This is a genomic window from Planococcus faecalis, assembly GCF_002009235.1.
Classification (GTDB): Bacteria; Bacillota; Bacilli; order Bacillales_A; family Planococcaceae; genus Planococcus; species Planococcus kocurii.
Genome location: NZ_CP019401.1, coordinates 1,967,130 through 1,990,192, shown reverse-complemented (window position 1 = coordinate 1,990,192; position 23,063 = coordinate 1,967,130). Strand labels below are relative to the sequence as shown.

At 35.4% G+C, this 23,063-nt stretch carries 26 protein-coding genes; 14 read left to right on the top strand and 12 right to left on the bottom strand.

The window, feature by feature from the left end; translation table 11 throughout:
• Window positions 1–93: 93 nt before the first annotated feature.
• The gene (locus AJGP001_RS09955) at window positions 94–420 is read right to left on the bottom strand and encodes a helix-turn-helix domain-containing protein (RefSeq protein ID WP_071153761.1); all 327 of its coding nucleotides are present in this window, start codon (window positions 418–420) and stop codon (window positions 94–96) included.
• Window positions 421–437: 17 nt separating this feature from the next.
• Window positions 438–884, bottom strand: coding sequence for a hypothetical protein (locus tag AJGP001_RS09950; protein WP_071153760.1), 447 nt, complete (start codon window positions 882–884; stop codon window positions 438–440).
• Window positions 885–1,702: 818 nt separating this feature from the next.
• On the opposite strand from AJGP001_RS09950, the gene AJGP001_RS09940 reads away from it, so the two are divergent.
• The 3 genes from AJGP001_RS09940 to AJGP001_RS09935 all read left to right on the top strand — a co-directional run bounded on the left by AJGP001_RS09940 (window position 1,703) and on the right by AJGP001_RS09935 (window position 3,527).
• Window positions 1,703–2,326 carry a hypothetical protein gene (locus AJGP001_RS09940; RefSeq protein WP_078080489.1) on the top strand — a complete coding sequence of 208 codons (624 nt, stop codon included), beginning with the start codon at window positions 1,703–1,705 and terminating at the stop codon, window positions 2,324–2,326.
• Entirely contained in the window at window positions 2,316–2,441 is a 126-nt protein-coding gene (locus AJGP001_RS17720; protein WP_269148233.1) for a hypothetical protein, read from the top strand. Before AJGP001_RS09940 ends, AJGP001_RS17720 begins: the two co-directional genes overlap by 11 nt.
• Before the next feature lie 192 nt (window positions 2,442–2,633).
• The gene (locus AJGP001_RS09935) at window positions 2,634–3,527 is read left to right on the top strand and encodes a nucleotidyltransferase domain-containing protein (protein ID WP_078080488.1); all 894 of its coding nucleotides are present in this window, start codon (window positions 2,634–2,636) and stop codon (window positions 3,525–3,527) included.
• 9 nt (window positions 3,528–3,536) lie between these two features.
• On the opposite strand, the gene AJGP001_RS09930 is transcribed toward AJGP001_RS09935, so the two are convergent.
• Both AJGP001_RS09930 and AJGP001_RS09925 read right to left on the bottom strand, forming a co-directional pair.
• The gene (locus tag AJGP001_RS09930; protein ID WP_071153758.1) at window positions 3,537–4,139 is read right to left on the bottom strand and encodes a Cap15 family cyclic dinucleotide receptor domain-containing protein; all 603 of its coding nucleotides are present in this window, start codon (window positions 4,137–4,139) and stop codon (window positions 3,537–3,539) included.
• 160 nt (window positions 4,140–4,299) lie between these two features.
• Window positions 4,300–4,917 (bottom strand): recombinase family protein, encoded by a 618-nt coding sequence (locus tag AJGP001_RS09925; protein ID WP_078080487.1) that lies wholly within the window; start codon window positions 4,915–4,917, stop codon window positions 4,300–4,302.
• 504 nt (window positions 4,918–5,421) lie between these two features.
• Between AJGP001_RS09925 and AJGP001_RS09920 the strand changes: the two genes are divergently transcribed.
• Window positions 5,422–6,213, top strand: coding sequence for a CPBP family intramembrane glutamic endopeptidase (locus tag AJGP001_RS09920; protein ID WP_078080486.1), 792 nt, complete (start codon window positions 5,422–5,424; stop codon window positions 6,211–6,213).
• A gap of 244 nt (window positions 6,214–6,457) precedes the next feature.
• On the opposite strand, the gene AJGP001_RS09915 is transcribed toward AJGP001_RS09920, so the two are convergent.
• From AJGP001_RS09915 to AJGP001_RS09895, 5 genes are all read right to left on the bottom strand, one after another.
• Window positions 6,458–7,129, bottom strand: a complete 672-nt coding sequence (locus tag AJGP001_RS09915; protein ID WP_071153757.1) for an ABC transporter ATP-binding protein — start codon at window positions 7,127–7,129, stop codon at window positions 6,458–6,460.
• Between the two features lie 12 nt (window positions 7,130–7,141).
• Complete coding sequence (locus AJGP001_RS09910; protein ID WP_151897513.1) at window positions 7,142–8,656, bottom strand: hypothetical protein; 1,515 nt, start codon at window positions 8,654–8,656, stop codon at window positions 7,142–7,144.
• Between the two features lie 11 nt (window positions 8,657–8,667).
• Window positions 8,668–9,465 (bottom strand): hypothetical protein, encoded by a 798-nt coding sequence (locus AJGP001_RS09905; RefSeq protein ID WP_071153754.1) that lies wholly within the window; start codon window positions 9,463–9,465, stop codon window positions 8,668–8,670.
• A 123-nt stretch (window positions 9,466–9,588) separates the two neighbouring features.
• Window positions 9,589–10,890, bottom strand: a complete 1,302-nt coding sequence (locus AJGP001_RS09900) for a sensor histidine kinase (RefSeq protein ID WP_071153753.1) — start codon at window positions 10,888–10,890, stop codon at window positions 9,589–9,591.
• On the bottom strand, window positions 10,890–11,609 hold the full coding sequence (locus AJGP001_RS09895) for a LytR/AlgR family response regulator transcription factor (RefSeq protein WP_078080484.1): 720 nt from the start codon (window positions 11,607–11,609) through the stop codon (window positions 10,890–10,892). Before AJGP001_RS09895 ends, AJGP001_RS09900 begins: the two co-directional genes overlap by 1 nt.
• Before the next feature lie 367 nt (window positions 11,610–11,976).
• Between AJGP001_RS09895 and AJGP001_RS09890 the strand changes: the two genes are divergently transcribed.
• The 6 genes from AJGP001_RS09890 (at window position 11,977) to AJGP001_RS09865 (ending at window position 16,068) form a co-directional block, all read left to right on the top strand.
• Entirely contained in the window at window positions 11,977–12,870 is an 894-nt protein-coding gene (locus AJGP001_RS09890) for an aminoglycoside phosphotransferase family protein (RefSeq protein ID WP_071153751.1), read from the top strand.
• 555 nt (window positions 12,871–13,425) lie between these two features.
• A complete protein-coding gene (locus AJGP001_RS09885; RefSeq protein ID WP_078080483.1) occupies window positions 13,426–13,923 on the top strand; it encodes a type III toxin-antitoxin system ToxN/AbiQ family toxin in 498 nt (165 codons plus the stop codon).
• Window positions 13,924–14,309: 386 nt separating this feature from the next.
• Window positions 14,310–14,525 (top strand): hypothetical protein, encoded by a 216-nt coding sequence (locus tag AJGP001_RS17390; RefSeq protein WP_151897512.1) that lies wholly within the window; start codon window positions 14,310–14,312, stop codon window positions 14,523–14,525.
• Between the two features lie 100 nt (window positions 14,526–14,625).
• Window positions 14,626–15,099 (top strand): hypothetical protein, encoded by a 474-nt coding sequence (locus tag AJGP001_RS09875; RefSeq protein WP_071153748.1) that lies wholly within the window; start codon window positions 14,626–14,628, stop codon window positions 15,097–15,099.
• A 56-nt stretch (window positions 15,100–15,155) separates the two neighbouring features.
• The gene (locus AJGP001_RS09870; protein ID WP_078080482.1) at window positions 15,156–15,518 is read left to right on the top strand and encodes a hypothetical protein; all 363 of its coding nucleotides are present in this window, start codon (window positions 15,156–15,158) and stop codon (window positions 15,516–15,518) included.
• 85 nt (window positions 15,519–15,603) lie between these two features.
• Window positions 15,604–16,068 (top strand): hypothetical protein, encoded by a 465-nt coding sequence (locus AJGP001_RS09865; protein WP_078080481.1) that lies wholly within the window; start codon window positions 15,604–15,606, stop codon window positions 16,066–16,068.
• 72 nt (window positions 16,069–16,140) lie between these two features.
• Here the strand turns inward: AJGP001_RS09865 and AJGP001_RS09860 are convergent, their stop codons facing one another.
• Window positions 16,141–16,572 carry a membrane lipoprotein lipid attachment site-containing protein gene (locus AJGP001_RS09860; protein WP_078080480.1) on the bottom strand — a complete coding sequence of 144 codons (432 nt, stop codon included), beginning with the start codon at window positions 16,570–16,572 and terminating at the stop codon, window positions 16,141–16,143.
• A gap of 508 nt (window positions 16,573–17,080) precedes the next feature.
• Here AJGP001_RS09860 and AJGP001_RS09850 point away from each other — a divergent pair.
• The 3 genes from AJGP001_RS09850 to AJGP001_RS09840 all read left to right on the top strand — a co-directional run bounded on the left by AJGP001_RS09850 (window position 17,081) and on the right by AJGP001_RS09840 (window position 19,230).
• Window positions 17,081–17,644 carry a hypothetical protein gene (locus AJGP001_RS09850; protein WP_071153746.1) on the top strand — a complete coding sequence of 188 codons (564 nt, stop codon included), beginning with the start codon at window positions 17,081–17,083 and terminating at the stop codon, window positions 17,642–17,644.
• 295 nt (window positions 17,645–17,939) lie between these two features.
• Complete coding sequence (locus tag AJGP001_RS09845) at window positions 17,940–18,548, top strand: hypothetical protein (protein WP_071153745.1); 609 nt, start codon at window positions 17,940–17,942, stop codon at window positions 18,546–18,548.
• A gap of 379 nt (window positions 18,549–18,927) precedes the next feature.
• Window positions 18,928–19,230 carry a DUF3784 domain-containing protein gene (locus AJGP001_RS09840; RefSeq protein ID WP_071153744.1) on the top strand — a complete coding sequence of 101 codons (303 nt, stop codon included), beginning with the start codon at window positions 18,928–18,930 and terminating at the stop codon, window positions 19,228–19,230.
• 179 nt (window positions 19,231–19,409) lie between these two features.
• Here the strand turns inward: AJGP001_RS09840 and AJGP001_RS09835 are convergent, their stop codons facing one another.
• A complete protein-coding gene (locus AJGP001_RS09835; RefSeq protein WP_071153743.1) occupies window positions 19,410–19,691 on the bottom strand; it encodes a GNAT family N-acetyltransferase in 282 nt (93 codons plus the stop codon).
• A 313-nt stretch (window positions 19,692–20,004) separates the two neighbouring features.
• Between AJGP001_RS09835 and AJGP001_RS09830 the strand changes: the two genes are divergently transcribed.
• Window positions 20,005–21,297 (top strand): APC family permease, encoded by a 1,293-nt coding sequence (locus tag AJGP001_RS09830; protein WP_071153742.1) that lies wholly within the window; start codon window positions 20,005–20,007, stop codon window positions 21,295–21,297.
• Window positions 21,298–21,384: 87 nt separating this feature from the next.
• Here the strand turns inward: AJGP001_RS09830 and AJGP001_RS09825 are convergent, their stop codons facing one another.
• On the bottom strand, window positions 21,385–22,893 hold the full coding sequence (locus AJGP001_RS09825; protein ID WP_071153741.1) for a multicopper oxidase family protein: 1,509 nt from the start codon (window positions 22,891–22,893) through the stop codon (window positions 21,385–21,387).
• Window positions 22,894–23,063 lie beyond the last annotated feature (170 nt).

Genomic DNA, 23,063 nt, shown 5'->3' with positions numbered 1-23,063 from the left:
AAGTTGATGAAATTTTATGCACAAAAAATAGAACTAGAGAAGATGTTCTTCTTTCTCTCCAGTTCTATTTTGAGTTTCTTCTATTATAGATGTCTATGAATGAATTAAATCTTTACTTTTAGGATTTTCCTTAAATGTAGGAGTTAAATCTTCTAGACCACCTAAAGCCACGAAAACTTTGTCGTATGTTTCGGATTTGATATTATCAGCACCACTTTCAATCTTCGATAGAGTCGCCTGTGTAAAGGTATCTCCATGATCTTTAATCATATTGACAACCTCTTTTTGCGTCAAACCTAGCTCAAGGCGCCTCTTGAGTATTTTTTTCCCCATAATAACAGAAATTTTATTCAAGTGTTCATTTACTTTCGGCACTTGTCTTAAGATCCCCATCACATCGTTATAATTCTTATTTGCCATTTAAACCCTCTCCTTTTTTACTCAGGTTTAAAAAATTTGTCCAACATTTTTTCACTTGCAACAATTGCATGTTCAAAGTCTCGTGAATAGGTCGCCTGTTTGATGACAGCTTTTGTGAAGTAAATGGATTGGTTGCCTTTATCGTCTATTTCATAGAAAAATATAGCTCTAAAAGCTCCTACTGGTCTCCAATTCGCTCTTGCTTCCATCAGTGGGGGATGTTGGTTCAGCTCTTTTACCACATCCACTAGTGTGATGGGATTCCCTATTGAGCTGATACCGTATAACGTACGTTTTTCTATAGGAGGAACTCCTATGTCTTTCATGTAATCAAGTAGCTGGGCTATACGAGCTGCAAGTTCTGCATAATCTTCATCGTTCATTGCTCTATCAGCAATGGAGGTGATTAAGTCTATTACTTGTTGATTGCCATGTTCATCTGCCAAGAATTCAATTTCTACCATGATTATATCACGTGGAATATAAATTTTCTAACAAATTATATTCTGTGTAATATATTCCCCTCCTTTTAATTGAAATATAGAGTTACACTATCCTAATAGCTCTGATAACGGAAAAAGAGTTTCTTCTATTATAATACGTTACCTGTCTCTTCTTCGAGTGCTTTGACCAATTTATAAAAACAGGCCTTTTTTACTCCGGCTTCCTGCATGGCTTCGACTGCTGTTAACTCCTTGGCTTTCCATTTTCTATAAACCTCTTTGAATTCTTCAGAAACAAAAACAGTCGGTCTTCCAAATTGAATGCCATTTTGCAGTGCTAAATCAATTCTCTCACGCTGCCGTTTCGGATCCTTTCACTTTCTATTTCCACCATCCGCGATAGAATCTGTAAAACCAAGTCCGCAATATATTTTCTCATACTGTCTTTAGATTGAGTCGTATCCAACAATGGCAAATCCAGTACGACGATGTCGGCTTCAATATTTTTAGTAAGATAACTTCACTCCCGGAGGATCTCTTCTTTGTTCCGGCCGAACCGATTGAGTGAATGGGCATGCAATAGAGAGGCAAAGCAAAAGTTAGAAACACAACACAATAGCGATTGTGTTGCATATCAATTCAAAAATTGAATATTATTTGTTATGGAAAAATAAATAGCCTCGAACAGACATACTCTTAGAAAGTCTTATATAATATAAAAATAGGAAATATCATTTAATTTCACAAATTATTGAAACTTCATTATTTTAATACCGTATTACATAAGACTAGTGAGAGAAATATTAAAGAATACATAAATTCAGTGGAGGAGTATATGGGTGTCTTTTAGCGAACTTACATTAAAACTATTAATACTATTAATCCCAGGAGTTATAGCAATATTGGTAATTGATTTGTTTACCAATCATTCAAAAAAAGATTTAAAATACTTTCTCCTGCATTCTTATTTGCTGTCTATTATTGCTTACTTTATACATTCTCTTTTTAGTCATAATTCATTTTTTGTTAATATTTTAGACTCTCGCATTAACATTGATCTGTCGGAAGTGATCCAAGTTTCTATAATAGGCTTTCTTTTAGGAGTGGTTCTGTCATATTTAATAAATTATAAAATTTTATATAATTTAGCTGCTAAAATTAAGCTCTCTAAAAAATTTGGAGATGGAGAAGTATGGGAAAGTATTATATCTAACAATGAAGTTTCTTGGGTGACCATTCGAGATAACAAAAGTAAATTGACTTATTTAGGGAAGATTCTGCATTTCTCAGATGTGCCAGGTAAGAGAGAGTTAGCTTTGACAGAAGTTGATGTTTTTACTGAGGACAGCGATTACTTGTATAGTCAGCAACTAATCTATTTTGATTTTGTAGTAGGAGAAAATTTAGTAATAGAAATTGGTAATTCTTATAATATAAATGAGGAGGTCGAAAATGATGCCTAACAAAAATACTAAAGAAAACCGTCATGGAACCAACATTAATAATTATGGTTCAAAAAAAACCGAAGTTAGTACTGCTAAGCCACCAACACCACCACCCCAAAAGAAAAAAGACTAGAAATTCGATGAATCGCTATGACTTTATTTAAAACATTACCATTAAAAATGGTGATAATTAATATTTCACTTGTTAGTGAAAGAAGAACTTGTAATCAGAATTCCAAAATCAAGGTTAACTGAACTTTTAAGTGAGTTATCTTTATTTTCTTATTATAAAAAGGACAACCAAAGAGAAAGTGGGAGGAATAGCATGTTTGAATTTAAATCAAGTTTAGAAGCCACTTTTCAAAGCTGGTCCAAGCCAGCAAGTGAAAGTGAAGAAGCAAAGTGTGAAAATGCAATTAGAATGATTAAGGATGCTTTAAGTAAATCAGTGGCACTAAAAAACCGCGACATTCAAGTGATTCCGAAGGGATCCTATCATAACAATACTAACGTAAGGCTAACTAGTGATGTAGATATCGCTGTAAAATTGAAAGATGTATTTTTTGCAGATTATCCAGATGGGCAAGGTCATAAAGACTTTGGTAATTCAGACGCTGACTATACCTTTGCTCAATACAGGAACGATATTGAAACGGCTATGATAAACCATTTTGGGAGTGAAAACGTTGAGCCGGGCAACAAAGCAATACAAATAAATTTTAATTCATATCGCGTAGATGCAGATGTTGTTCCTTGTTTTGAGTATCGAAGATATTCAAAAGATGGAAGTTATCTTACAGGCACGGAATTTCTGACAAGACATTCACAAAAGAGAATTACTAATTTTCCTGAACAACATTATAGTAATGGTGTAAGAAAGAACAACGAAACTTCTAGACGCTATAAGAAAATGGTGCGAATTTTTAAGAGATTAAGATACAACTTACTAGATGAGGGCTATGACGTAGAAAATGTATCATCTTTTCTAGTAGAATCCCTCGTATGGAATGTACCGAACAACAGATTCAATAATCTGACTCTAACAGAAGATGTCCATCAATGCTTTGATTACTTAATTGCCCAGACATCAAATTCTGAAAAAACTAAAGAGTGGGGAGAAGTATCGGAATTGTTATATTTATTCCATGCTACCAGAAAATATACTCTTAACGATGCGCAGCGGTTCTTAGTTGAAGGCAAAGCATATTTATTCAAATAAAAACTCCCATTATGCACGGGAGTTTTTATTTGATGTTCTTTTGAATTCCATTTTTCCGGTAGTAGATCTTCCAGTCCAATAATGTCCTTCTAACTTTATTTCGCCGTCATGCTTAATTCTTAATTTTACAGCCCCGTCATGTTTCGGGTTTATTTCTCTATCTTTATCAGCATCATTCCCGTAAAGGTAGCATAAATACTTTTGTTTACCTTCATCAATAGATATATCACTGACATAGCTACTGCTGTAAGATTTATTTGTTTCCAAGCGTATATGTATACTCTCAAATTCATGGAATATCTCCATTTTCGCAGGGATAGGTTCCCCAGGCATCCCAGTATCAGGATAAATATAGCTTGAGTATAAATGACCTTCCCATTTTCCTCCAAGGAAAGGTATAGTAGTAAGCCATTTATAAAATAAATTTGGTGCTATTTTCCAAATAACCTGTTTAAAAATGAGTTTATCAATTAATAAAGTTGCTCCTGCTGCACTTAGTGCTGTCGCAATAATACTAATATCAAATACTCTACCTTTTAATACCCAAATAATAACAAAGATAGCTAAGGCCATTAAAAGAAGCGTTCGGGAATAAAGCTGTTTGTCGTACATATAATCCCTCCAATATGTTTTCATTTCAATTTAAAATGTTCTTTTGTGGACGAGAAGTTCTTTTTTACTTTAATATACAATTAGGAAATTCGATAGATTAAGTTTTGTTAAATTTCCTTGCGAGTATCTTATTTGCTTAGAGATGAATGAGTTCCTTCTATTATAATATGTTAGCTGTCTCTTCTTCGAGAGCTTTTACCAATTTATAAAAGCTAGTTTTTTTAACTCCGGCTTCTTGCATCGCTTCGACTGCTGTTAGCTCTCTAGCTTTCCATTTTCTATAAACCTCTTTAAATTCTTCTGATACAAGAACAGGAGTCCTGCCAAACTGAATGCCATTTTGCAATGCCAAGTCGATTCCTTCACGCTGCCGTTTCCGAATGCGCTCCCGTTCCTCTTCTGCCATCCAGGAAAGAATCTGCAAAACTAAATCTGCAATAAATGTCCCCATACTATCTTTGTATTGAGTGGTATCGAGTAAAGGCATATCCAACACCACAATATCAGCTTCGATATTTTTCGTCAGGTCATTCCATTCCTGAAGAATCTCTTCTTTGTTTCGCCCAAAACGATCCAGCGAATGGATGTACAAAATGTCTCCCTTTCGGATAACCCGTTTTAATAATTGATAGTTCGCTCGTTCGAAGTTTTTTCCACTTTGCTTGTCCAAATATATATCTCGTCCATTGATGCCCATTTTTTTCATGGCTTCCAATTGACGTCCTTCATTTTGGTCTTTGCTGCTGACACGTATGTAACCAAATTTGCGATGTTCCATAATTCACCTCTTAATCGATTGTTTTCCTTAATTATACCTGAAAACCGTTCGTAAAAGTATTTGCAATTTCGCGGACGTTCGTAAAGTCATTTGATACATTTACGAACGTCCTTTTCGTTCGTTTTTAGCCGTTTTTAAAGCGTTCGCAAAAGTGTACTTTTGCGAACGCCTTATCTTTCACAATTCGAAATTTTGCTACCCTTATTATTGATAGAATCAAATGTGACTACGAGGATATAAAGTGCTTTTTTTAAAAGATACTATGCAAAAAATATTCTATGTATTCTGTAGAGAAAGTTAGAACAAATGAAAATCAGATGAAATAGAAAGTGTTGGTGATGTTTTCAATTATTTTGAGCTTTCTAAATTGACGAAATAGTTTTTCTGACTGTTATCAATATTTTTTCAAATGGACACAACTGTATCGGTTATACTATGGATAATAAGATCGATTGACAAAAAATATCTGTAGAATATTAGGGAGAGTTAAGGTGAGATGAAAATATGAAAAAAGAGAATCACTCGCTAGTGCAAATCGGCTTTTTTCTTTTTTGTACTTTTTCTATAACATGGTTATCTTGGTTAACTATTATCATAGGGAATAGATATTTTGATGCTCTTTGGTATGGAGAACCATTATTTTGGCTGCCTATGTTAATTGGCGGGTTAGGGCCCGCCTTTGGTTCTTATATTATTTATCGGAAGTACAATAAGGAGTTTGGGAAAACATCTTTTTTTAAGTTTGTTTTTGGAAAAAAAATAAACAGCAAAGCATGGCTGATATTTGGATTTTTTATAATTTGGCGTTTTCTTATGATCTGGATTGCATTTGGAATAAACGAGCCTATTGCAATTCTATATATGTTTCTAAACTTACCACTTTTCATAATTGGCGGTGGACTTGAGGAATTAGGTTGGCGTGGGTTTTTGCAGCCTAGATTAGAAAGGGTAGTTAGCTATTTTCCTTCTGTCATAATTGTGGGAATCATATGGAGTATATGGCATTTACCGTTATGGTTGATATTAGGTACACCTCAAAGTGCTATTCCTTTTGAATTGTATGCGTTCTTAGGAATAGTCTTATCTTTCTCATTCACAGCCATCTATAAATACACTAAGAGCTTACTTCTCACTGTTTTAAGTCACGCATGGTTCAATGGGTGCATTGGGTTAGCTGTTTATATAGGTAGAGATGGGTACTTGCAATTAAATTTGAGTTGGATTGTATTTTTAGTTTTTATCGTTGAACTGATAGTGTCCGCCATTTTAGTGATAGCGTATAACCGCAAAAAGTGAGACCATCAATTATTTTATTTTGCAAAAAGAGTATAAATATATTGTATAAATGAAACTAAGAAAACCATATTGAAATTTCGGTTTACATATCATCAGTTATCGGAAGTTAACGATGTAGATGTAAAAGAGGAAAAGATGCTTGCCTTAGCATCTTTTCCTCTTTTTGGTTATATCTGACCACTTTTATAAACATTAGATTTACGGGAGGTAGGTAGATCATTAAACTAGCTTATCACTTTTAGTTTTATCTTTTCAGATAGAGAGACTTCATTTCATTAGTCAGAGGTTGTAGTTTGCCCTCTGATATCACATAGACTTCATCGCATAACTCTTCAATATCTGCAAAATGATGACTCGTTAATAAGATGGTGCGCTCTGATGCTTGAAGATTTGTAATAACCTCTTTTATATCATTATAGGTTTTATAATCAAGTGCATTAAAGGGTTCATCAAGAATGATGATATCTTGGTCTTCCATAATAGCTTGAGCAATTCCTAATTTTTGTTGCATTCCTAAGGAATAGTTCTTTACTTTGGTTTTATTGTCCGGGTTTAAGCCCACAAGAGTCATTGTGTCCTTGATTTGCTGGTCAGTCACTTTTTTGTTGATGGCTGCTAAAAATTGAAGGTTTTTGAATCCGCTGTAAATTTCAATATAACCTGGTGAATTGATAAACACACCGACATTTACAGGGAAATCAATTCCTTTTCCCAATACCTCATTCCGAATCTTGATAAATCCGTTATCGGGCTTGGTAAACCCACAAATGGTTTTGAATAGGACAGATTTACCGCTGCCATTTCCTCCTACGATCCCCACGGTCTTTCCTTTTTCTACGGTTAAATCAATATTTTCTAAAACGGTCTGTCCTCCAAAAACCTTCGTTACATTATGAACCTCAATCATTGTAGTCATGATTTATCCTCCTTAATTAAAAAAACGTCTGTAACTTGCATAACTAACACTGTAAAGAAAGAAAATACCGCCGATTAGGATAACTGCAGCTTGGAAAACCGGTATTCCTATGGACTCTTCTAGCATATCGAGTCTTGCTACTGTGCTTAAGCCAATTGGAAAGTAAAGAAGTGAATGAAACGGCATTACAGAAAGGGAGTGGGTAACTAACACAAGAAGAAAAGACAGTGTGACATTCTTCGTTACTAAAAAAAGCACGAGAAAGCCAAGATACTGCAAGCTGAACTCGCCTATTTTCAATAAGATTAGCTGGAAGATCCAGTCCGCACTTATAGCACCTTTTCCAGCAAACGAGATTCCATCCCAGTTTTGGCCACTTAGCATCCCAAGAAAGACAATCAGTAGCCCGGTCATCAACGCATAAACAGTTACGAGTAAAAGGCTGTTGCCCACAATCACTTTGAACCAATTAAACTTGTGCTGGATTCTAACGAAAATTGGTAAATTATCCATTCGAGTCATAGATTCAGTAAAAATAGCAATCAGATAAAGGGGAGCGCCATGATAAAGCAATGCCTCCAATAAACTCATGACCTGAAATTGGCCGGGTACTTGTCCGTAGAAATATCTTAAGAAAGATTCCTGAACGGTTAAAGTAGGGGTGGTTAATCCCTTCAGAAGATAAATCAGTAGAATGACGCTGAATAAAATTGCCAGGTGCTTGGGTAACCATAAGCTTCGGGCATAGTAGAAAAAAAGTCCTTTTGGCTGTGACCTTATCTTTATTTTCAGTTGACGATTCCACCCATACCGGATTAGGAGAAAGCCGGCAGTTCCGGCTATAGCTACTCCGGCAGCTGTCCAAATCCAAGCAGTTGAAGAATAAAAGTTGTAGTGCAAAATGATGTACCGGTTTGGAACGAAGGGCAATTTGCTGAGTGCTGGGATTTTAAGTGCAAGAATCATTACGACATACAGAAGGATTCCGATTATGGCAATCGCTCGTTTTTCAAGAAAGTGGTGCATTGTTTGAAGCATGAATCCGATTAAGCTAAAACCGACAACCAGGAATAGCGCACTACAAAGTGCAGCGAATAATGGGGTTTCCCAATACTTGGTGAATTCAAAAAACAGTTCGTTTTCTGCAACGCTATTTGTTGGAAATACATTCCGAGACGCAAGCCCTGTGCTGGCAATGCCTACGGCTGCCACTTGGAACACTACCAATATGAGGGAGTTTACTGCAATCGCCATAGATTTCCTAAAGAAATATCTTGAAAAAGTTTTACTTCGGATTAAAACGAAAGGAAGTTCTTCTTCTAAACTTCTGTACAGGTAGAGAAAGAACAATGGAGTAAGACAAAATGTTAAATAATAGTGGTCCGATAGCATCCTGAGCAAGAACTGCTGCATGCTGTCGGTGGTCAGCTGACGCTCTGCTAAAGCAAAAAGCATCATTCCTCCTGTTGCTAATAGCAGGGGGAGGGAAAAGATTTTCTGGATATCCCGCCATAAGATGATCGCCAATTTTTCACCGCCTAAAGGGAATAGATCGAACTTTTTTTAACGTATTGCATGTAAAACGAGATCCCCAAAATGGTAATCAATGCAAGAGCCGGTCCGACTATGAACGAGAAAGGACTTAAAGAGGTTGTTAAAACGCTTGAGGGATCAAATGCTGTCAGTAGCCGATATCCTTCAAAAGGAAGCACGGATAATATAAAATTTTCTAAAATGGTATACACAAAAGGACCGGTTAAAATGATGAATAAATTACTGAAATGTAAACTGAATACAAATCCCATGCTTGCAATCAGCACAGCCAGAAGACCTTTCCATACACTCATTAAAAAGCCATAAATCAAAGGCTGTTCGGTAAACAGAGAACCGAAGATATGATTTGTTGCCACATAGGGTTCACCCAAACCCGTATCAGGATTTACTCTGGAGTAAAATACGTCGATGGGATTGTTGATAAACAAGACCACGAGCACCCCAACAAAAAATGGAATGAAAATCATCAGAAAAGCACTTCCACTCATTACGATCCACTTGGCTGTAAGATAATCTTTTTTGCTGGCTCTAGGCAAAGTGTAGTTGATGAAGCCGGTTTTTCGTTCATAGTACATCATCCACCCTGTGGGAAGTACAGCGATTAAAGGGAAGATAAGGCTGAAAATACGCATCCCAACTTCCCATGCTTCCAGCTGTTCTTCTAATGCGTAATTCTGGTAAACAGTACTGCATAAATAAATCGATAGCGCCGTACAGAGAGCTGCAACAATCAGTACGGGGTATTTCACCTTGCGCCATTCGAGTAATAGTAAGTTTTTCATTCGGTCAATCCTCCTTATACAGCAACTATAATGAATGAACTAGGCATTAACAATATGTTGGAAATAAAGAATGGTTTTAAGGGAACGAAGAATTTTCGTTCCCTTAAAACCATTGTATGTGCTTTAAAATCGGATGCCTAATGCAATCAGGTGAACGCCTTTCTGCTCATTCCTTGCAATGACTCGGCCACCGTAGCGATGGGCTATTTCTTTTACATTATGAAGCCCATACCCCCTCTTAGCTGCCGTTGTTGATTTGGTGGAATAGCCGATATCGAATAGCTGCATGAATTGCTCATTGCTCTTATAAGTTGCTGGATTGCTAACGGTTAATTCTAAGTGGCCGTTTGCTTTCGTCATGGAAAGGGTTATTTTGTCTCCACTCGTACTCGCTTCCAATGCATTATCAATCAGTATGCCGAGTACCTCGATTAAATCAACATCTTCACATGGGAAATCGTGGACGGAAACAGTTCGAGCGATTTGCAGTTCGATTTTAAGTTGTTCAGCCCTTTTCATTTTTGTGTAAAGAAAACCGGCAATTACTTTATGATCCATATTCAGCAATTCATATTGGCCGTTCGATAAATTTGCTGTTTCAATGTAGGTGCGCAACTTTTCGCGCGCCATTTCAATATCGTCTGTTGTTTCGACAAGGCTTGAAATCGCCAATAGCTTATTCGAAAATTCATGTTGCCTTGCCCGTACTTCCAAAACCAATTCATCAATAATTGGCAAGAATTGCTCAGTTGCATCGATTCGATTTTCCGTGACTTCAGCTTTTCGCTGTTCTAGTAGCAACCAGCTCATAAATGCGCTGATGAAGAATAGGAGAAGAAATAAGGAGATCCGATTCTCCAAAAGAACGATTGCTTCAAAATTAGCCGAAACAATCAAGATTAAAAAAAGAATGAAGACATTCACAATCATAAACTTCGTAAATGTATTTGATTTGTCACTAAGAATCTGTTTGGCTTTCGCTGAGAATCGCCAATAGATAAGTGCAGCCAAAAGAAAAGGGAAAAGCCGAATATAGATACTGTTTAAATCCAGTACATCAACGAAGCCGATACTGAGTAGGCGAAAAATAAACCAGATGATAAGTGCCAATAGGGTTGTGAAAATGTCTTCAAGGTGATTTAAGTTAAAGGCCACACTATTTAGCAAGAACAATACACAAATCAGGCCGATAATTCCCGTTAATGAATTTACAGGAAGCAATTCGAAATTTTGAAAAGCGATGTCTGCAATAAGCCCTTCACTAATCGGCATGAAGCTGATTCTAGCCAAGAGACAAAAGGAAACCAAAATCGTATACCAGAGAATTGATTTTTTATTAAAAGCAATGGGTTCTCTTCCGCATAAGAACATGATCAAGTAAAGGGTCAGGCCATCAAGGGCGGTTTGAAATACTAATTGGCCCATCAATTTCCTACTTTCATCAGGACATCTCGGTATTTCTGCCCGATTGGCAGAATCGCCGAATGCCCTTGAAGTTTTATGGTATTTTCCGCTTTGGAAATACTTTTAACATAATCTTTATTGATGATGTAACTTTTGTGGATTTGCTGAAAAGGTCCTTCCTCAAGCAATTCATGTATAGCTTTTAAAGAGTATCCGGAAAGATTTTCTTGAAATATACCATCTGCTGTTTTTAAATGGACAATCATTTTCTTCCCGTATGATTCGATGTACACAATGTCCTGCATACGATGTTCGAATATAAAGCCTTTTTGTTCGAATCGAACAGTCTGCTGGTTGATGTGTACATGTTTCATGTAATCCAGAACGCCATAAACTGCCTGTTTTACTTCTTCTCGTGTAAAGGGTTTAATCAGATAGTCATAGCATTTGATTTCCCTGTAAGCTCTAAGTTCCTCAGTTACAATGGCTGTAGCAAAAATCATCGGCGTGTATTTATACCGTTGCAATGCCCTTAATTCATTCGCTAAGTCTGTTCCTTTATAGTCCGTTAATTGGATATCAATGAAAAAGAGGGAAATCTCATGGGTATTCGCAATTTCAAGCGCTTGTGCAGCGCTTGGCGATACATGCAAATAAAAACTGTTATCGATTTCCGTTAAAATAGAGTGCAGAAACTGCTGGATTTTTTCATCGTCTTCTATGATTAAAATATGCTTCATATTTTTGCTCCTCAATTTCCTGATTCTCCAAGTGCATTCTTGATGCGCTGAATTATAAGAATGGTTAATATTGTAATCATTTTACTACAGTTTTAAATCATATGTATTTAAAATGTTGCTAATGGAGATGCAGGAGTAGGGGATTTTAGTTTACATATGACACATTATCGGAAGAAGGAACTTTATTGAAGTTCCTTCTCCTTTTCGTTTGTGAACATGTACTTTTACGAACGCTTTACTAAACGGTTTTCTATGTTCTATCGGCTATACTCGTAAAGGAAATCCTAATGGATATAAATGTTGAAATATGAATAGATGCAGTTTAATTTTATATTAGGTTTTGTGTTCTAAACAGGAGGAGATACTTATGACCGAGGAAGAAATGTTAGTTTTCGCAAAAAACAATTCCCCTGACTTATTTATAAATAGTGTACAAACAAACAGCGATGGTTGGGATAATGATATTTTAATTTTGAATGAAAAACTCGTTTTTCGATTTCCCAAATCGAATGCTGTATTATCTAAAATTGAGGACGAAGGAAAAATATTAGAAAACTTGAAAGGAAAAAAACCCTTGTTACTTATTCCAAATTATGAGTACTTGTATGAAGGTAGGGAGTTGAGAGGAGTAAAATATGGTTTCTTGGAAGGCATTTCTCTAAGTGAACTTCCGGTTAATAATCTCAGAGGTAATCCATACAATGCTCGGGGAATTGGTGATTTTTTATCTAAATTGCATCGTATAGACATAACGGATCTCAATCATTCTAATATAGGAACTATACACTCATTAAAGTACTGGGAAAGCCTACACAAGAAAGTGGAAATTAAACTATTCCCGTTTCTAACCAGTAAGCAGCAAAAAGAAATCAATGAAGTGTTTAATCGTTTTCTTAATGAATTTTCTAATTTCACAAATGAAAAAACAATTATACATGGAGATTTAACAGCCTCAAATATTATTTATAGTCAAGAAAAGGAAAGTATTAATGGAATTATTGATTTCACAGATGCGCAAATAGGAGATCCAGCTTTTGATTTTGCAGGATTATATTGGGCTTTTGGAATGGATTTTACAAAGGATGTTTTGGGATGGTACACCAACATTGAAAATAAGGAGTTCTTATTAGATAGGGTAAAAAAATTCTATGGATTACAGCCAGTTTTTCATGAACTGCTTTACGCCATTGAAAACGATCAAAAAATCAACTGGAAAACCGCTTTGAACAAATTCTCTGCTTTAAATCAACTTGCTAAATAAATAGTCACTTTAAGCAATGTTGAGAACTTTAATGAATTGATTTATATTGATCCTCTTGAGCTAAAAGAGAAAACTTAAGGACAATAGGTTTACATAGTCAGGATTATCGGAAGTTTAAAAAATCTTACAACCTCTGCAATATTTAAAAATTTACAGGTGGTTTAAATCTTTATAAAAAATAACACTTAGAACTGGTGAAAGTAACATCTGAATTAATGACATTACTAGGCTGTTCTTTTTATCAAAATTGCGACCCAAAAACGAAAGTAAATTTGCTCGCGAAAAAAGACCAAAAACGGGTAACAGAAAATGCCCAATTCCTAACTGGGCGTTTGCCTTTGACAATAGTCAATCCTAATACTATAATTAAGGTAATAAGTAATATTGGTGTCTCACTACCATAAAACGTGACCGATAAAATTGGCGTTTCACCGCCATTAAGTGTGACCGATAAAATTGGCGTTTCGCTGCCAGATAATGCGACCTATAAAATTTTGAAGGAGACAGTGATTTGATCACTGTCTCCTTCTCTTTATAGAAAGAGAAGGGGACATAATGACAGCTGATAAATTAAGGTTCTTTAGAGTAAGTGATGATTACATTAATTTTTTAAAAACTATTGATCCAAGGATTCTTAACAACAGTAATGAAAATAGAGCCAGACCCTATGTTGGTGTTATTCTTATTATTGGTATTTTTCAATATTACGCACCTATTTCATCCTACAAACCTGAAAAGCACGATAAAATCAGAAACAATTCAGTTATTAAGATCAATGGTAAAGATCAGACAGAAAAATTAGCAGTTCTCCATATAAATAATATGTTTCCTATCATTCCTACTGAAATCGAGGAAATGGATTTTAGTAAAGAGGAAAGACATTATGAAAGGCTGTTACAAAAAGAATACAGTTACATAATTAGAAATCAAGAAGACGTCCAACAAAAAGCTAGAAAATGGTATGAAGATGTAATCAAGGGTGGTAATTTCCCTGCTAAAATTTCTTGCGACTATAAACAGTTAGAAAAAGAATACATAAATTTTAAGAAGTAACTTTCATGGATACCTTTAGGGTTCAGTTCAGATTAGCAAAAACTCTCCCCTATAGACTGAAGTCTATTGACTCCTTATCGGAAGAAACTTATAAATGAGTTTCTTCTTTTTTTGTTCGTAAAAGTGTACTTTTACGAACGCTTATTTTCTGATGAAATTTCTTTGAATATAATTCCAATATGATATTATTGGTGAAACATAAAAATCATAAACATAAAAATCATAAAAAGACATCTCTGTTGAACGATAATTAAGAGGAGGATTACATTGTGGAATGGAATTGGAATAAAACGAGCATCACGCTTCCCTATTCCTATGAAAATCTTAAGAGTCTTTTAGACACCGTATGCAAGCAAGAAAACCAATTCCCTCAGGTGGATTTTTGTATGTGGTGTGATAATTTAACAACGGCTTGGTTGGATGAAGATTTAAGCGGTCAGGACGAAGAGGCCTATTATGTGGCCCAAAGCATTGAATGTCAATGGGATTTGCATTGGTACGAATTTTATTCCCATGAACAATTGATGAAGATGGATCTTTCGAAATTGGAATTACCATCCGATTGGTTTAAGCGATGGGCAGCTGAATTGGCCGAGAAATAACCAATAAAATCAGGGTTTTGAATGTAACTTATGTGCAGATAAGTTACATTCAACATTAGTAACAAGAGGAATGAATAACTGAGAAAGGAATTATTGGAGGATGAAATATTTAGTAGACGAAGATCATTGGGATTTAGAAGGTTATACCGAAGAAAAAGAAAAACTTTTAAATAGATTCAATAAAGGCACAGCTATCTTTCTAAAAAGTAATTCATTTCATGATGGCAAAGTAGTTTCGATTAATATTTTGAACCAAGAAAATGGTCAAACCAAAGACCCTACAGTGGTTAAAATGTTGATTGAGCAGTATAATGGCGAACTCTATGAAATCCAATGGATTAACGTCCGTAAATTTTTCATGGATTATGATATTACTCGTAATGTTTATTCGAACACACCTTATAAAATTGTAGATGGAGGCAAAAGAGGGCTTGATGAATGGGGATATGATGAAATTCTTCCACTGAGTAAAAAGAAGCTCCAACATGAAATTCTTCTTTTTTCACAAACAACCGTTATAATTCATTGTTCAACTATTAAAATCAGAAAAGTAAAAGGTTTGAATGTAACTTAATGTGAATTAAGTTACATTCAAATATGAGGAAAACAGGGGAAATAGGAAGTGAAGATATGGGGCATTTAAAAAAGTTTGTGCATAAATTGTTCTTTGAAAAATACGATCAATTTGCGAAGGAATTAGGCTATCTGGATTGGAATATTGCTTCGGAAAATACTTTTGGTATCTATGAAATGGAAGGCGATACTTGGTACCATGCTACTCAGCTTCCTAATAAAAAATGGGCTGTATGGAATGATAATGAGACAGAACCACCATACGCTTTTGAAGTATTTTCGTCTTGGGATGAAGCCATTAAAAAGCTTCGAAAATTGTTTAAAGAGAGTGGATTGCTGGAAGATCATTGGAGACCTGAAGGTTTTGATGAAGGTGAAGATGCTTTTTTAAAAGAACCTGACAGAGAGAAAATGTTGTAATCAACCGAGATTTTGAATGTAACTTAATAGCAATTAAGTTACATTCGAAACCTTGGAAACTAAAAGCTTAAGGGAGGGACGAAGTATGAGCTTAGAACACGAATTTTCCTTAGTAACCAAGACAGTTGCTTATAAAGATTTGATGAGGCGAAATGAGAAAAATCTAGACATTATTGACTCCATAGATATCCCCGACGATTTGATTCAATACATAGCAGATTCTTTAAACTGGATTCCGTGCAAAAATCCAGCAATATCGATGACAAGAGAAGAAACAGGAATAAATTATTATGGGGTTACCCTTTTTGATCAAACGTCGGCAGCCACTATGAAAAGTATTTTTAGTGCCTGGCACTCTTTGTTTACAAACTCCCCTGAAAAACTGGAGCTGACTGGAGAATTTGTGCTTTCTTCCAAAAAAAATATACTAGGGACGCATGAACGTTTAATTTTTAGTAGAGACGATGTTCTTGAGTTACTGGAAAGATTGCTCTCTATGATTGAAAGGCTGGATGAAGGAAATCTCTATCTCTACCATCTCGGAATATAAAAAACTGAATGTAACTTATGTGCAGTTAAGTTACATTCAAGTTCAATAAAAAATATCTACCTGCTGAGCAAATCATTCATTAGAATTTAATATTATTTTTTCTGTATTTCCATCCCATATAATCTCTAACTCAAGTTCCTCATCAGCTTCCATAGGAACGCAATTTCCACAACTGCCTTGCGCAAAACTTCCGACCTCATCGTATATTGGTACGCCAGTTCCTTCATTACTGTTTACACCACTGCCGGTTTTCAGTTTATAATCTACCATTTTGGGAGCTTCGTCTTCACCAATAAATGTAAGTGTACCGTTTTCATCAACTTGATTCTCCCCCTGATCTTTGTTAACAACATCTACTTCGAATAATACTTCCCAATTTTCATTGCTGCCTGTAAAGCTATAAGTTTCTTCAGGAGTAATATTATCTGAAGAAACAGTTCCATCTCCAGTATTACAACCACTTAATATAAGTGCTGTAACGAATAATAGAATTATCTTTTTCATTTCCAACCTCCTAATATCCTAATAAGTATTTTGTTTTTTCTGTTATTTTATCATAACAGTTAAGTGTTGAATGGAAAATTTTCAATAGAAAATATTTTTATTAGTAGAAATGAATGTAACTTATTACCAATTAAGTTACATTCAGTTTCAATGTTTATAAGCCAAGTATTGCTATGAAAATTAACGTGAATACGAGACTTGCAACGATAGACATAACCCAATGAGTCTTGTTCGTTATTCTTAAAAGTTTATTCACGATATAATTAATGATTAAAATGGCTAAAAAGACGACAACGAACGTTACTAGAAAATAAACGAACAATTGATTTCTCCACCTTTCATACATACGCTAAATAAATAATAATGCACTTTGTTATACCTATTTACTTCCAGTAAGGTTTCATTTTTTCTAAAAAAGAACTTTAAATTGATTTTTTTACTCAATCTGAATGTAACTTAAGTGTAATTAAGTTACATTCGCTTATAAGTCTAAGTAGGAGGGAAGCAATTGAAAAAGCAATATTTTGTTCAATATTCAGATGCCAGTTTGATCAATGATTTTGTTCTTCCGAAAGGTAAGTTTGAATCAATTGCAGTCGGAATTAGGGACATGGAAACTGATTTTCTTTTTACGCTGATCCAAAATATCAGTAGCTTCCCTGTTTTTTTCGTACTGGAATCTGTGATTTTTGAACATATAGAAACGAGTATTTCAGAGAAGAATATCTCTCACTATAAATTTTCTTCGGACGGTTATATCATCAAAATTGATTCGACTGACATATTAGAATGGGTTTGCACTAATGCGGTTGAATTAGTTTTAAATGGATTGGAAGTTTTTATTTTCTTTGGGGAAGATATTTCTGAAGTGGATCTAGTCCCAACAAGAAATTGGGATAGCCCGACTGAATTTAAAAACCTTGATTTTGATAAAGTCGAGACATTCATTGATGTATATGAGGTCGGCCTTACGATATTTACGAAGAATGAAAAATTCAACTCACCTAAAAAAGTCACACCATACATATCGGCAGATTACTTGTTTGATTTAGAGAATAGTGACACTGAATAGTAAAAGATTTCTAGCATTAGCAGCACTTGTTTTATTCAAAAACTTGATTCTACTGGCTTCCCCAGAAAATCATTCGGAACTAATTTCATTAGAAAAAATGATACATTCAGAATGCAGTTCTGTAAGCTTTTAAAGCATGAATCTCAAAAGAAATGGGATTATATATCCGAACGCATTTGGTATCTTTTAATATACATGGCATAAAATTAAATGATAACTTACCGAACCTATTGAAAAGTAGAACAGAGCTTTGTATGGTTCAAGGGCATTAGAAAATCTAAAGGGGTGATAGACTTTGGCCAAGATTTATATAAGTCGGGAAGATTGGGAATCGGAAGAAGAGTTCATTATATTTAATGATTCCCAGAAGGTTTCGAAATGGTATATCGGAACTTCAGATTATGAAGACTATCCTGATAGAACCCGTGAATTCTTGTCTGAATTTATTTGCACGCAGGATTCGTTCCCTGTTTTTCTTACCTTTGAACCTTACAGTGATCAAGCAATAAAACTTGAAAAGTTGCTTAACGACAATGCGATTTCTTATACTTCTCGTGTAGAAGGTATTGAAAGCAGAATGTTTCCCGTTTTCACGATCACGCTGAAGGGTGCACAAGATTTGCAGCTTGTCTTAGAAGAGACGTTTTGGATGGCAGCTGCCAATCAATTTTTCGCCTTTTCCTTTACCGATAACTGCACGTACAAATTGGCTATGAAAAAAACAATAATGAGAAAAGAGAAGCCTTATATGTTGCCTTACTTTCAAATGGAGGAAAATTCTACAGTTATAATAATTTGGCATGATGGGCAAGGGTTTAATCTTTATACGAGTAATGAACGATACAAAACATTGGAAAGACTCATTAGCCATTTGCCTACAAGTACAATAGTAGAAAATGAATAGTCGGAGGGAAGGGGTTCTTCTCGCATAGGGTAAGTTTAAGAAGATATTTTTGACTGAGCTATTAGTTTACATATCGCAGCTTATCGGAAGTTTATAAAAGCAAACTGGAGAAGATGCCGGTCCTAAGCATCTTCTCCAGTTTGTTCATGTAGGTGTACTTTTACGAACGGTTATTTCTTAGAACATTGAAATGTAAAATATAAATAACATGCCAATGCATAATTTCATTTATGAGTTTCTATTAACAGAGATATAAATAGCGATGGAAAATCTCAAGTTCTTCATCAACTATCAACATAGCGATGTAGCGAAAATATTGAGTTAGTTGAAACTTTATCTTTTAAAAACCGTAATCCTTAACTAGAGGAGGAGTTAAAGTATGCCCTTAGGTGGTTTTATTGTTTGTCTATTTGTCAGTATTATTTGTTTTTTGTTTGGTTTTATGATCTGGAAGAAAAAAGAATTATCTTTAATAGCTGGATATGATGAAAAAACGTTCAAGGGAGATAAAAAAAAATTAGCCTTTGCAGTTGGACTATTATTATACGGAATTGGTCTCTTAACACTTTTACTTCCGTTAGGATTAGAGTTTATAGGTTCTATTATAGGTACACTCTATGGAATCATTGTAGTCTTTAGCATTGTAGTGTGTGTTGGTTATATCAAATATATTAGTAAATAAAGTTGTAAGACTTTTTTTGCGTTAGAGTTATTCTAGTTTACATATCATGAGTTATCGGAAGAAAGAGCTTCATTTGAAGCTCTTTCTTTATGGATGAGAGTTTGGATTAATTATTTCTCTGCCCAACATTTAGTAAGGAAATCTTAGGTTTCTTCGGTGGAGGTCATGACTTTTTATTCTTAAAGGTGTTGTGCTTTTGCAATCATTGCATGACTAATACCTTCATTTCGAAAAGAGGGATTAATCGCAATATGATGCACAATCAAAACAGGATCACGTATTTTAATTCCCGTGAGTCCAATAATTTTTTCTTTTTCCTTCCAAAAATACAGATGATAATTGTCGCGTTCCTCATATTTGCGTATAGTTTCTTTCGAAACTTGTAAATCATTCTCAATGGACATACTATTTAATAAACCCATTGCGATTTTTTGAAAGGTTTTACTATATTTAATCAACATGTGTCCTAACCCTTTCTATAATTAATTGCGAAACGATGTGTGGGTTCATAAACTCTTCTTCTAAATAAGACTATCCATATTCGGTGTAATAATCGATAATATTTTTCAGTTTTTAGCGAATAAATTAGATAAAAAATTTCAGTCAGCTACTTTTTATAAGTAGCTAAATATGCACTTTATGTGGAGTTCTCTGGTTTGAGTTTACTTATAGATTGTCTAGGGAAAACTCAAGTACTCGCAACACGGATAACTGGTAGCAACAGTTCAGCCATATTTATGTTGGGGTACTATTATCCAAACGGGAGGCGTAAGAATGGCAGATTATAAAAAGAACAGTCTTTCCTTAACTGGCGCTGTCGGTTTGGGGACTGGAGTAATGATTAGCGCGGGTATCTTTGCTTTGCTTGGACAAGTCGCACAACTTGCAGGAATTTGGTTTCCATTAATATTTATTGCAGGGGGAATAGTTACAGCATTTAGTGCCTACTCTTATATTAAACTGAGTAATGAATATCCATCTGCTGGTGGCATTGGGATGTTTTTAGTGAAAGCTTATGGGAAAGGAACAATTACTGCTTCTGCGGCTTTATTAATGGCGATTTCAATGGTTATCAACCAGAGTTTAGTAGCAAGAACTTTTGGAACGTACACGTTGCAACTTTTTGATGTTGACCAAACTAGCTATCTTGTCCCATTACTAGGAGTGGTGTTGCTAACTTTTGCGTTTCTAGTAAATATTTCTGGAAATCGCTTTATTCAATCGTTTACATCGATTGCTTCTTTACTAAAAATTGCAGGCTTAGCTGTCTTTGGCATCGGCGGATTAAAGGTTGCTGGATTTTCTTTTACTCCTGCAGAAAATGCCGGAAATTCGGTAGATCCAACAATTGCTAGTTATATTGCTGCTGTAGCGTTAACCATTTTAGCGTTTAAAGGATTTACGACAATTACGAATAGTGGATCTGAAATCACTAAGCCAAATAAAAATGTGGGTAGAGCCATTATGATTTCCATCTCTATCAGTTTGCTTGTGTATTTATTAATTGCATGGGCAGTGTCAAGTAATTTACCTTTAGAACAAATTATTAAATCAAAAGACTATGCGCTTGCAGAAGCTGCAAGACCTGCCTTTGGGGATTACGGGCTTTGGTTTACTGTAGGCATTGCAATCATTGCTACAATTTCAGGAATTATTGCCAGTGTATTTGCTGTCTCAAGAATGTTAGCCATGTTAACCGAAATGAAACTCATTCCTCATAAACATTTCGGCATGCCTGGAGGGATTCAAAAACATACACTAGTATATACGATTATATTGGCTATGATTCTGACTATCTTTTTTGATTTGAGTCGAATTGCTTCAATGGGTGCCATCCTATACTTAGTGATGGATATGATTATTCATTGGGGAGTGTTCAAACACTTACGTAAAAAAATCGGAGCTAATTCGGTTATCGTACTAACTGCTCTACTATTAGATGCTGTTATACTAACTGCGTTCGTTTGGGTGAAGATAAACTCTGACTTATTTGTTGTCGGTGTATCTTTTGTTTTTATTCTGTTAATTTTTGCAGGCGAGCGTTTCTTTTTAAAGCGCACGGCTTAAAATAGAAATAGTCAGTTTTAAAAAAGTGCAAAAATGCCCCGGAAAGTAAAGAAGCCATTTTACTTTTCGGAGCATTTTTTTGATTGGTTAATAAATTTCGATTTGTCCCATCATGCCACTATCTTCATGTTCTAAAATGTGGCAATGAAAAACGTAGACACCTTTTTCAGGAAAAGTGACGAGCAATTTCACTTTTTCTCCGGGATTAACTAATACACTGTCTTTCAACCCTTGTTCACGTGGAGTCACTTCTTTGCCATCACGAGAGATCACTTTAAATTGCGTCCCATGAACGTGGAACGGATGAATCATCCCACCCATCATATCCTTTTTATTGTACACTTCCCACACTTCAGTAACACCTTGTTCTTGGCGTAAGTCAATGCGATTTGGATCGAATTTCTTACCGTTAATCGTTACCATGTCCATCATGCCAAATAATTCAATATTTTTTTCAACAGGCATTTCTTTTTCTTCTTGCGATAGAAATGGCTCTTCCGTTGTCCACATTTCAGTTGAATCTACGGTAGAAGTGTCAAGCTCAACATCAAATGGCAACAATTCAACACCTTCATCATTAATGATAGCAAGAGATTCCTCAGACGTTAGTTTTGAAAAATCAATCAGAATTTCTGCACGCTCTGAAGCCGCGAGTGTTAATTCTTCAACTTCTACGGGTTCATCGAGCAAACTTCCATCAGAAGCAATTTGGGTAAAGCTAGCACCATTACTCAAACTGAATGTGTAGTTTCGTGCGTTCGATCCATTTAATAATCGAAAACGCATAATCGGTTCTGTAATGGTCAGTTTTGAGTTTAGCGTTCCGTTAATCATCGAGATATCACCGAGAGTTCCATCTTCATCCATCAGGTTGTCATAATCTAGTTGCTTATCTTCGTCAAACAGGCGATCTTGAAAGATAAGTGGGATATCGTTAACGCCATATTCGTTCGGAATAGTTGAATCTTCACTGTTTGAGCTATCAATGAGCAACATTCCAGAAAGCCCTCTATATACTTGTTCGGCAGTCATTTCATGAACGTGCGGATGATACCACAGTGTTGCAGCTGGTTGATCGGCTTGTAACGTAACAATTCGGCTTTCTCCTGGCGGAATTTCATCACTGGGTCCGCCATCTATTTCACTAGCAACTTCAAGGCCATGCCAGTGAAAGGTGGTGGGTTCATTCAATTCATTTGTAATTTTAACATCAACACTTTTTCCTTCTTCGATCTTAAGTGTAGGACCAAGTAAGTCCCCGTTATATCCATACGTTTCAGTTGAGATACCCTCAAAAAAATCAGTAGTTCCTTCCTGAGCTATTACTTCATAATCATATTCTTGTCCTTGTTGCTTTTCCAGTAAGGGAGGAATTGCGAGTTCATTTATTCCTTCAGAGGATACAAGGGAAGGGACATTTCCATGATTCATCATACTCCCCATTCCGCCTTGATTGGTGTCTTCCATACCGGGTTCCATATTGTCCTCGTTCTGCATCATGTTTGAGTTCATTCCTTCACCCATATTCGTACATGCAGCTAAGATTAATACCGCTAAAAGTGAAAAGAGTCCGAGTAAAAATCTCTTTTGTATCATATTTGTGCCTTCTTTCTGTTGTGATTTATTTTACTTTATCAAAGAGTTATGCATATCGAGTGCAGAGATGATGGCGTTTATTTGTACATAAGTTTAACCAGTTAAAGAAATAAAGAAATCTGCACAAAAAGTCGCAATGATTCAGCTAAACTTATGATTAACTATACAAA

What these genes read in the sequence shown, in the direction of transcription:
- AJGP001_RS09920 (WP_078080486.1), top strand. Translation starts at nt 5,422, where the DNA reads ATGAAAAAAGAGAATCACTCGCTAGTGCAAATCGGCTTTTTTCTTTTT.
- AJGP001_RS09885 (WP_078080483.1), top strand. Translation starts at nt 13,426, where the DNA reads ATGACAGCTGATAAATTAAGGTTCTTTAGAGTAAGTGATGATTACATT.
- AJGP001_RS17720 (WP_269148233.1), top strand. Translation starts at nt 2,316, where the DNA reads ATGATGCCTAACAAAAATACTAAAGAAAACCGTCATGGAACCAACATT.
- AJGP001_RS09875 (WP_071153748.1), top strand. Translation starts at nt 14,626, where the DNA reads ATGAAATATTTAGTAGACGAAGATCATTGGGATTTAGAAGGTTATACC.
- AJGP001_RS17390 (WP_151897512.1), top strand. Translation starts at nt 14,310, where the DNA reads ATGTGGTGTGATAATTTAACAACGGCTTGGTTGGATGAAGATTTAAGC.
- AJGP001_RS09935 (WP_078080488.1), top strand. Translation starts at nt 2,634, where the DNA reads ATGTTTGAATTTAAATCAAGTTTAGAAGCCACTTTTCAAAGCTGGTCC.
- AJGP001_RS09950 (WP_071153760.1), bottom strand. Translation starts at nt 884, where the DNA reads ATGGTAGAAATTGAATTCTTGGCAGATGAACATGGCAATCAACAAGTA.
- AJGP001_RS09865 (WP_078080481.1), top strand. Translation starts at nt 15,604, where the DNA reads ATGAGCTTAGAACACGAATTTTCCTTAGTAACCAAGACAGTTGCTTAT.
- AJGP001_RS09955 (WP_071153761.1), bottom strand. Translation starts at nt 420, where the DNA reads ATGGCAAATAAGAATTATAACGATGTGATGGGGATCTTAAGACAAGTG.
- AJGP001_RS09835 (WP_071153743.1), bottom strand. Translation starts at nt 19,691, where the DNA reads ATGTTGATTAAATATAGTAAAACCTTTCAAAAAATCGCAATGGGTTTA.
- AJGP001_RS09895 (WP_078080484.1), bottom strand. Translation starts at nt 11,609, where the DNA reads ATGAAGCATATTTTAATCATAGAAGACGATGAAAAAATCCAGCAGTTT.
- AJGP001_RS09915 (WP_071153757.1), bottom strand. Translation starts at nt 7,129, where the DNA reads ATGACTACAATGATTGAGGTTCATAATGTAACGAAGGTTTTTGGAGGA.
- AJGP001_RS09925 (WP_078080487.1), bottom strand. Translation starts at nt 4,917, where the DNA reads ATGGAACATCGCAAATTTGGTTACATACGTGTCAGCAGCAAAGACCAA.
- AJGP001_RS09930 (WP_071153758.1), bottom strand. Translation starts at nt 4,139, where the DNA reads ATGTACGACAAACAGCTTTATTCCCGAACGCTTCTTTTAATGGCCTTA.
- AJGP001_RS09900 (WP_071153753.1), bottom strand. Translation starts at nt 10,890, where the DNA reads ATGGGCCAATTAGTATTTCAAACCGCCCTTGATGGCCTGACCCTTTAC.
- AJGP001_RS09870 (WP_078080482.1), top strand. Translation starts at nt 15,156, where the DNA reads ATGGGGCATTTAAAAAAGTTTGTGCATAAATTGTTCTTTGAAAAATAC.
- AJGP001_RS09890 (WP_071153751.1), top strand. Translation starts at nt 11,977, where the DNA reads ATGACCGAGGAAGAAATGTTAGTTTTCGCAAAAAACAATTCCCCTGAC.
- AJGP001_RS09825 (WP_071153741.1), bottom strand. Translation starts at nt 22,893, where the DNA reads ATGATACAAAAGAGATTTTTACTCGGACTCTTTTCACTTTTAGCGGTA.
- AJGP001_RS09830 (WP_071153742.1), top strand. Translation starts at nt 20,005, where the DNA reads ATGGCAGATTATAAAAAGAACAGTCTTTCCTTAACTGGCGCTGTCGGT.
- AJGP001_RS09905 (WP_071153754.1), bottom strand. Translation starts at nt 9,465, where the DNA reads ATGAAAAACTTACTATTACTCGAATGGCGCAAGGTGAAATACCCCGTA.
- AJGP001_RS09840 (WP_071153744.1), top strand. Translation starts at nt 18,928, where the DNA reads ATGCCCTTAGGTGGTTTTATTGTTTGTCTATTTGTCAGTATTATTTGT.
- AJGP001_RS09860 (WP_078080480.1), bottom strand. Translation starts at nt 16,572, where the DNA reads ATGAAAAAGATAATTCTATTATTCGTTACAGCACTTATATTAAGTGGT.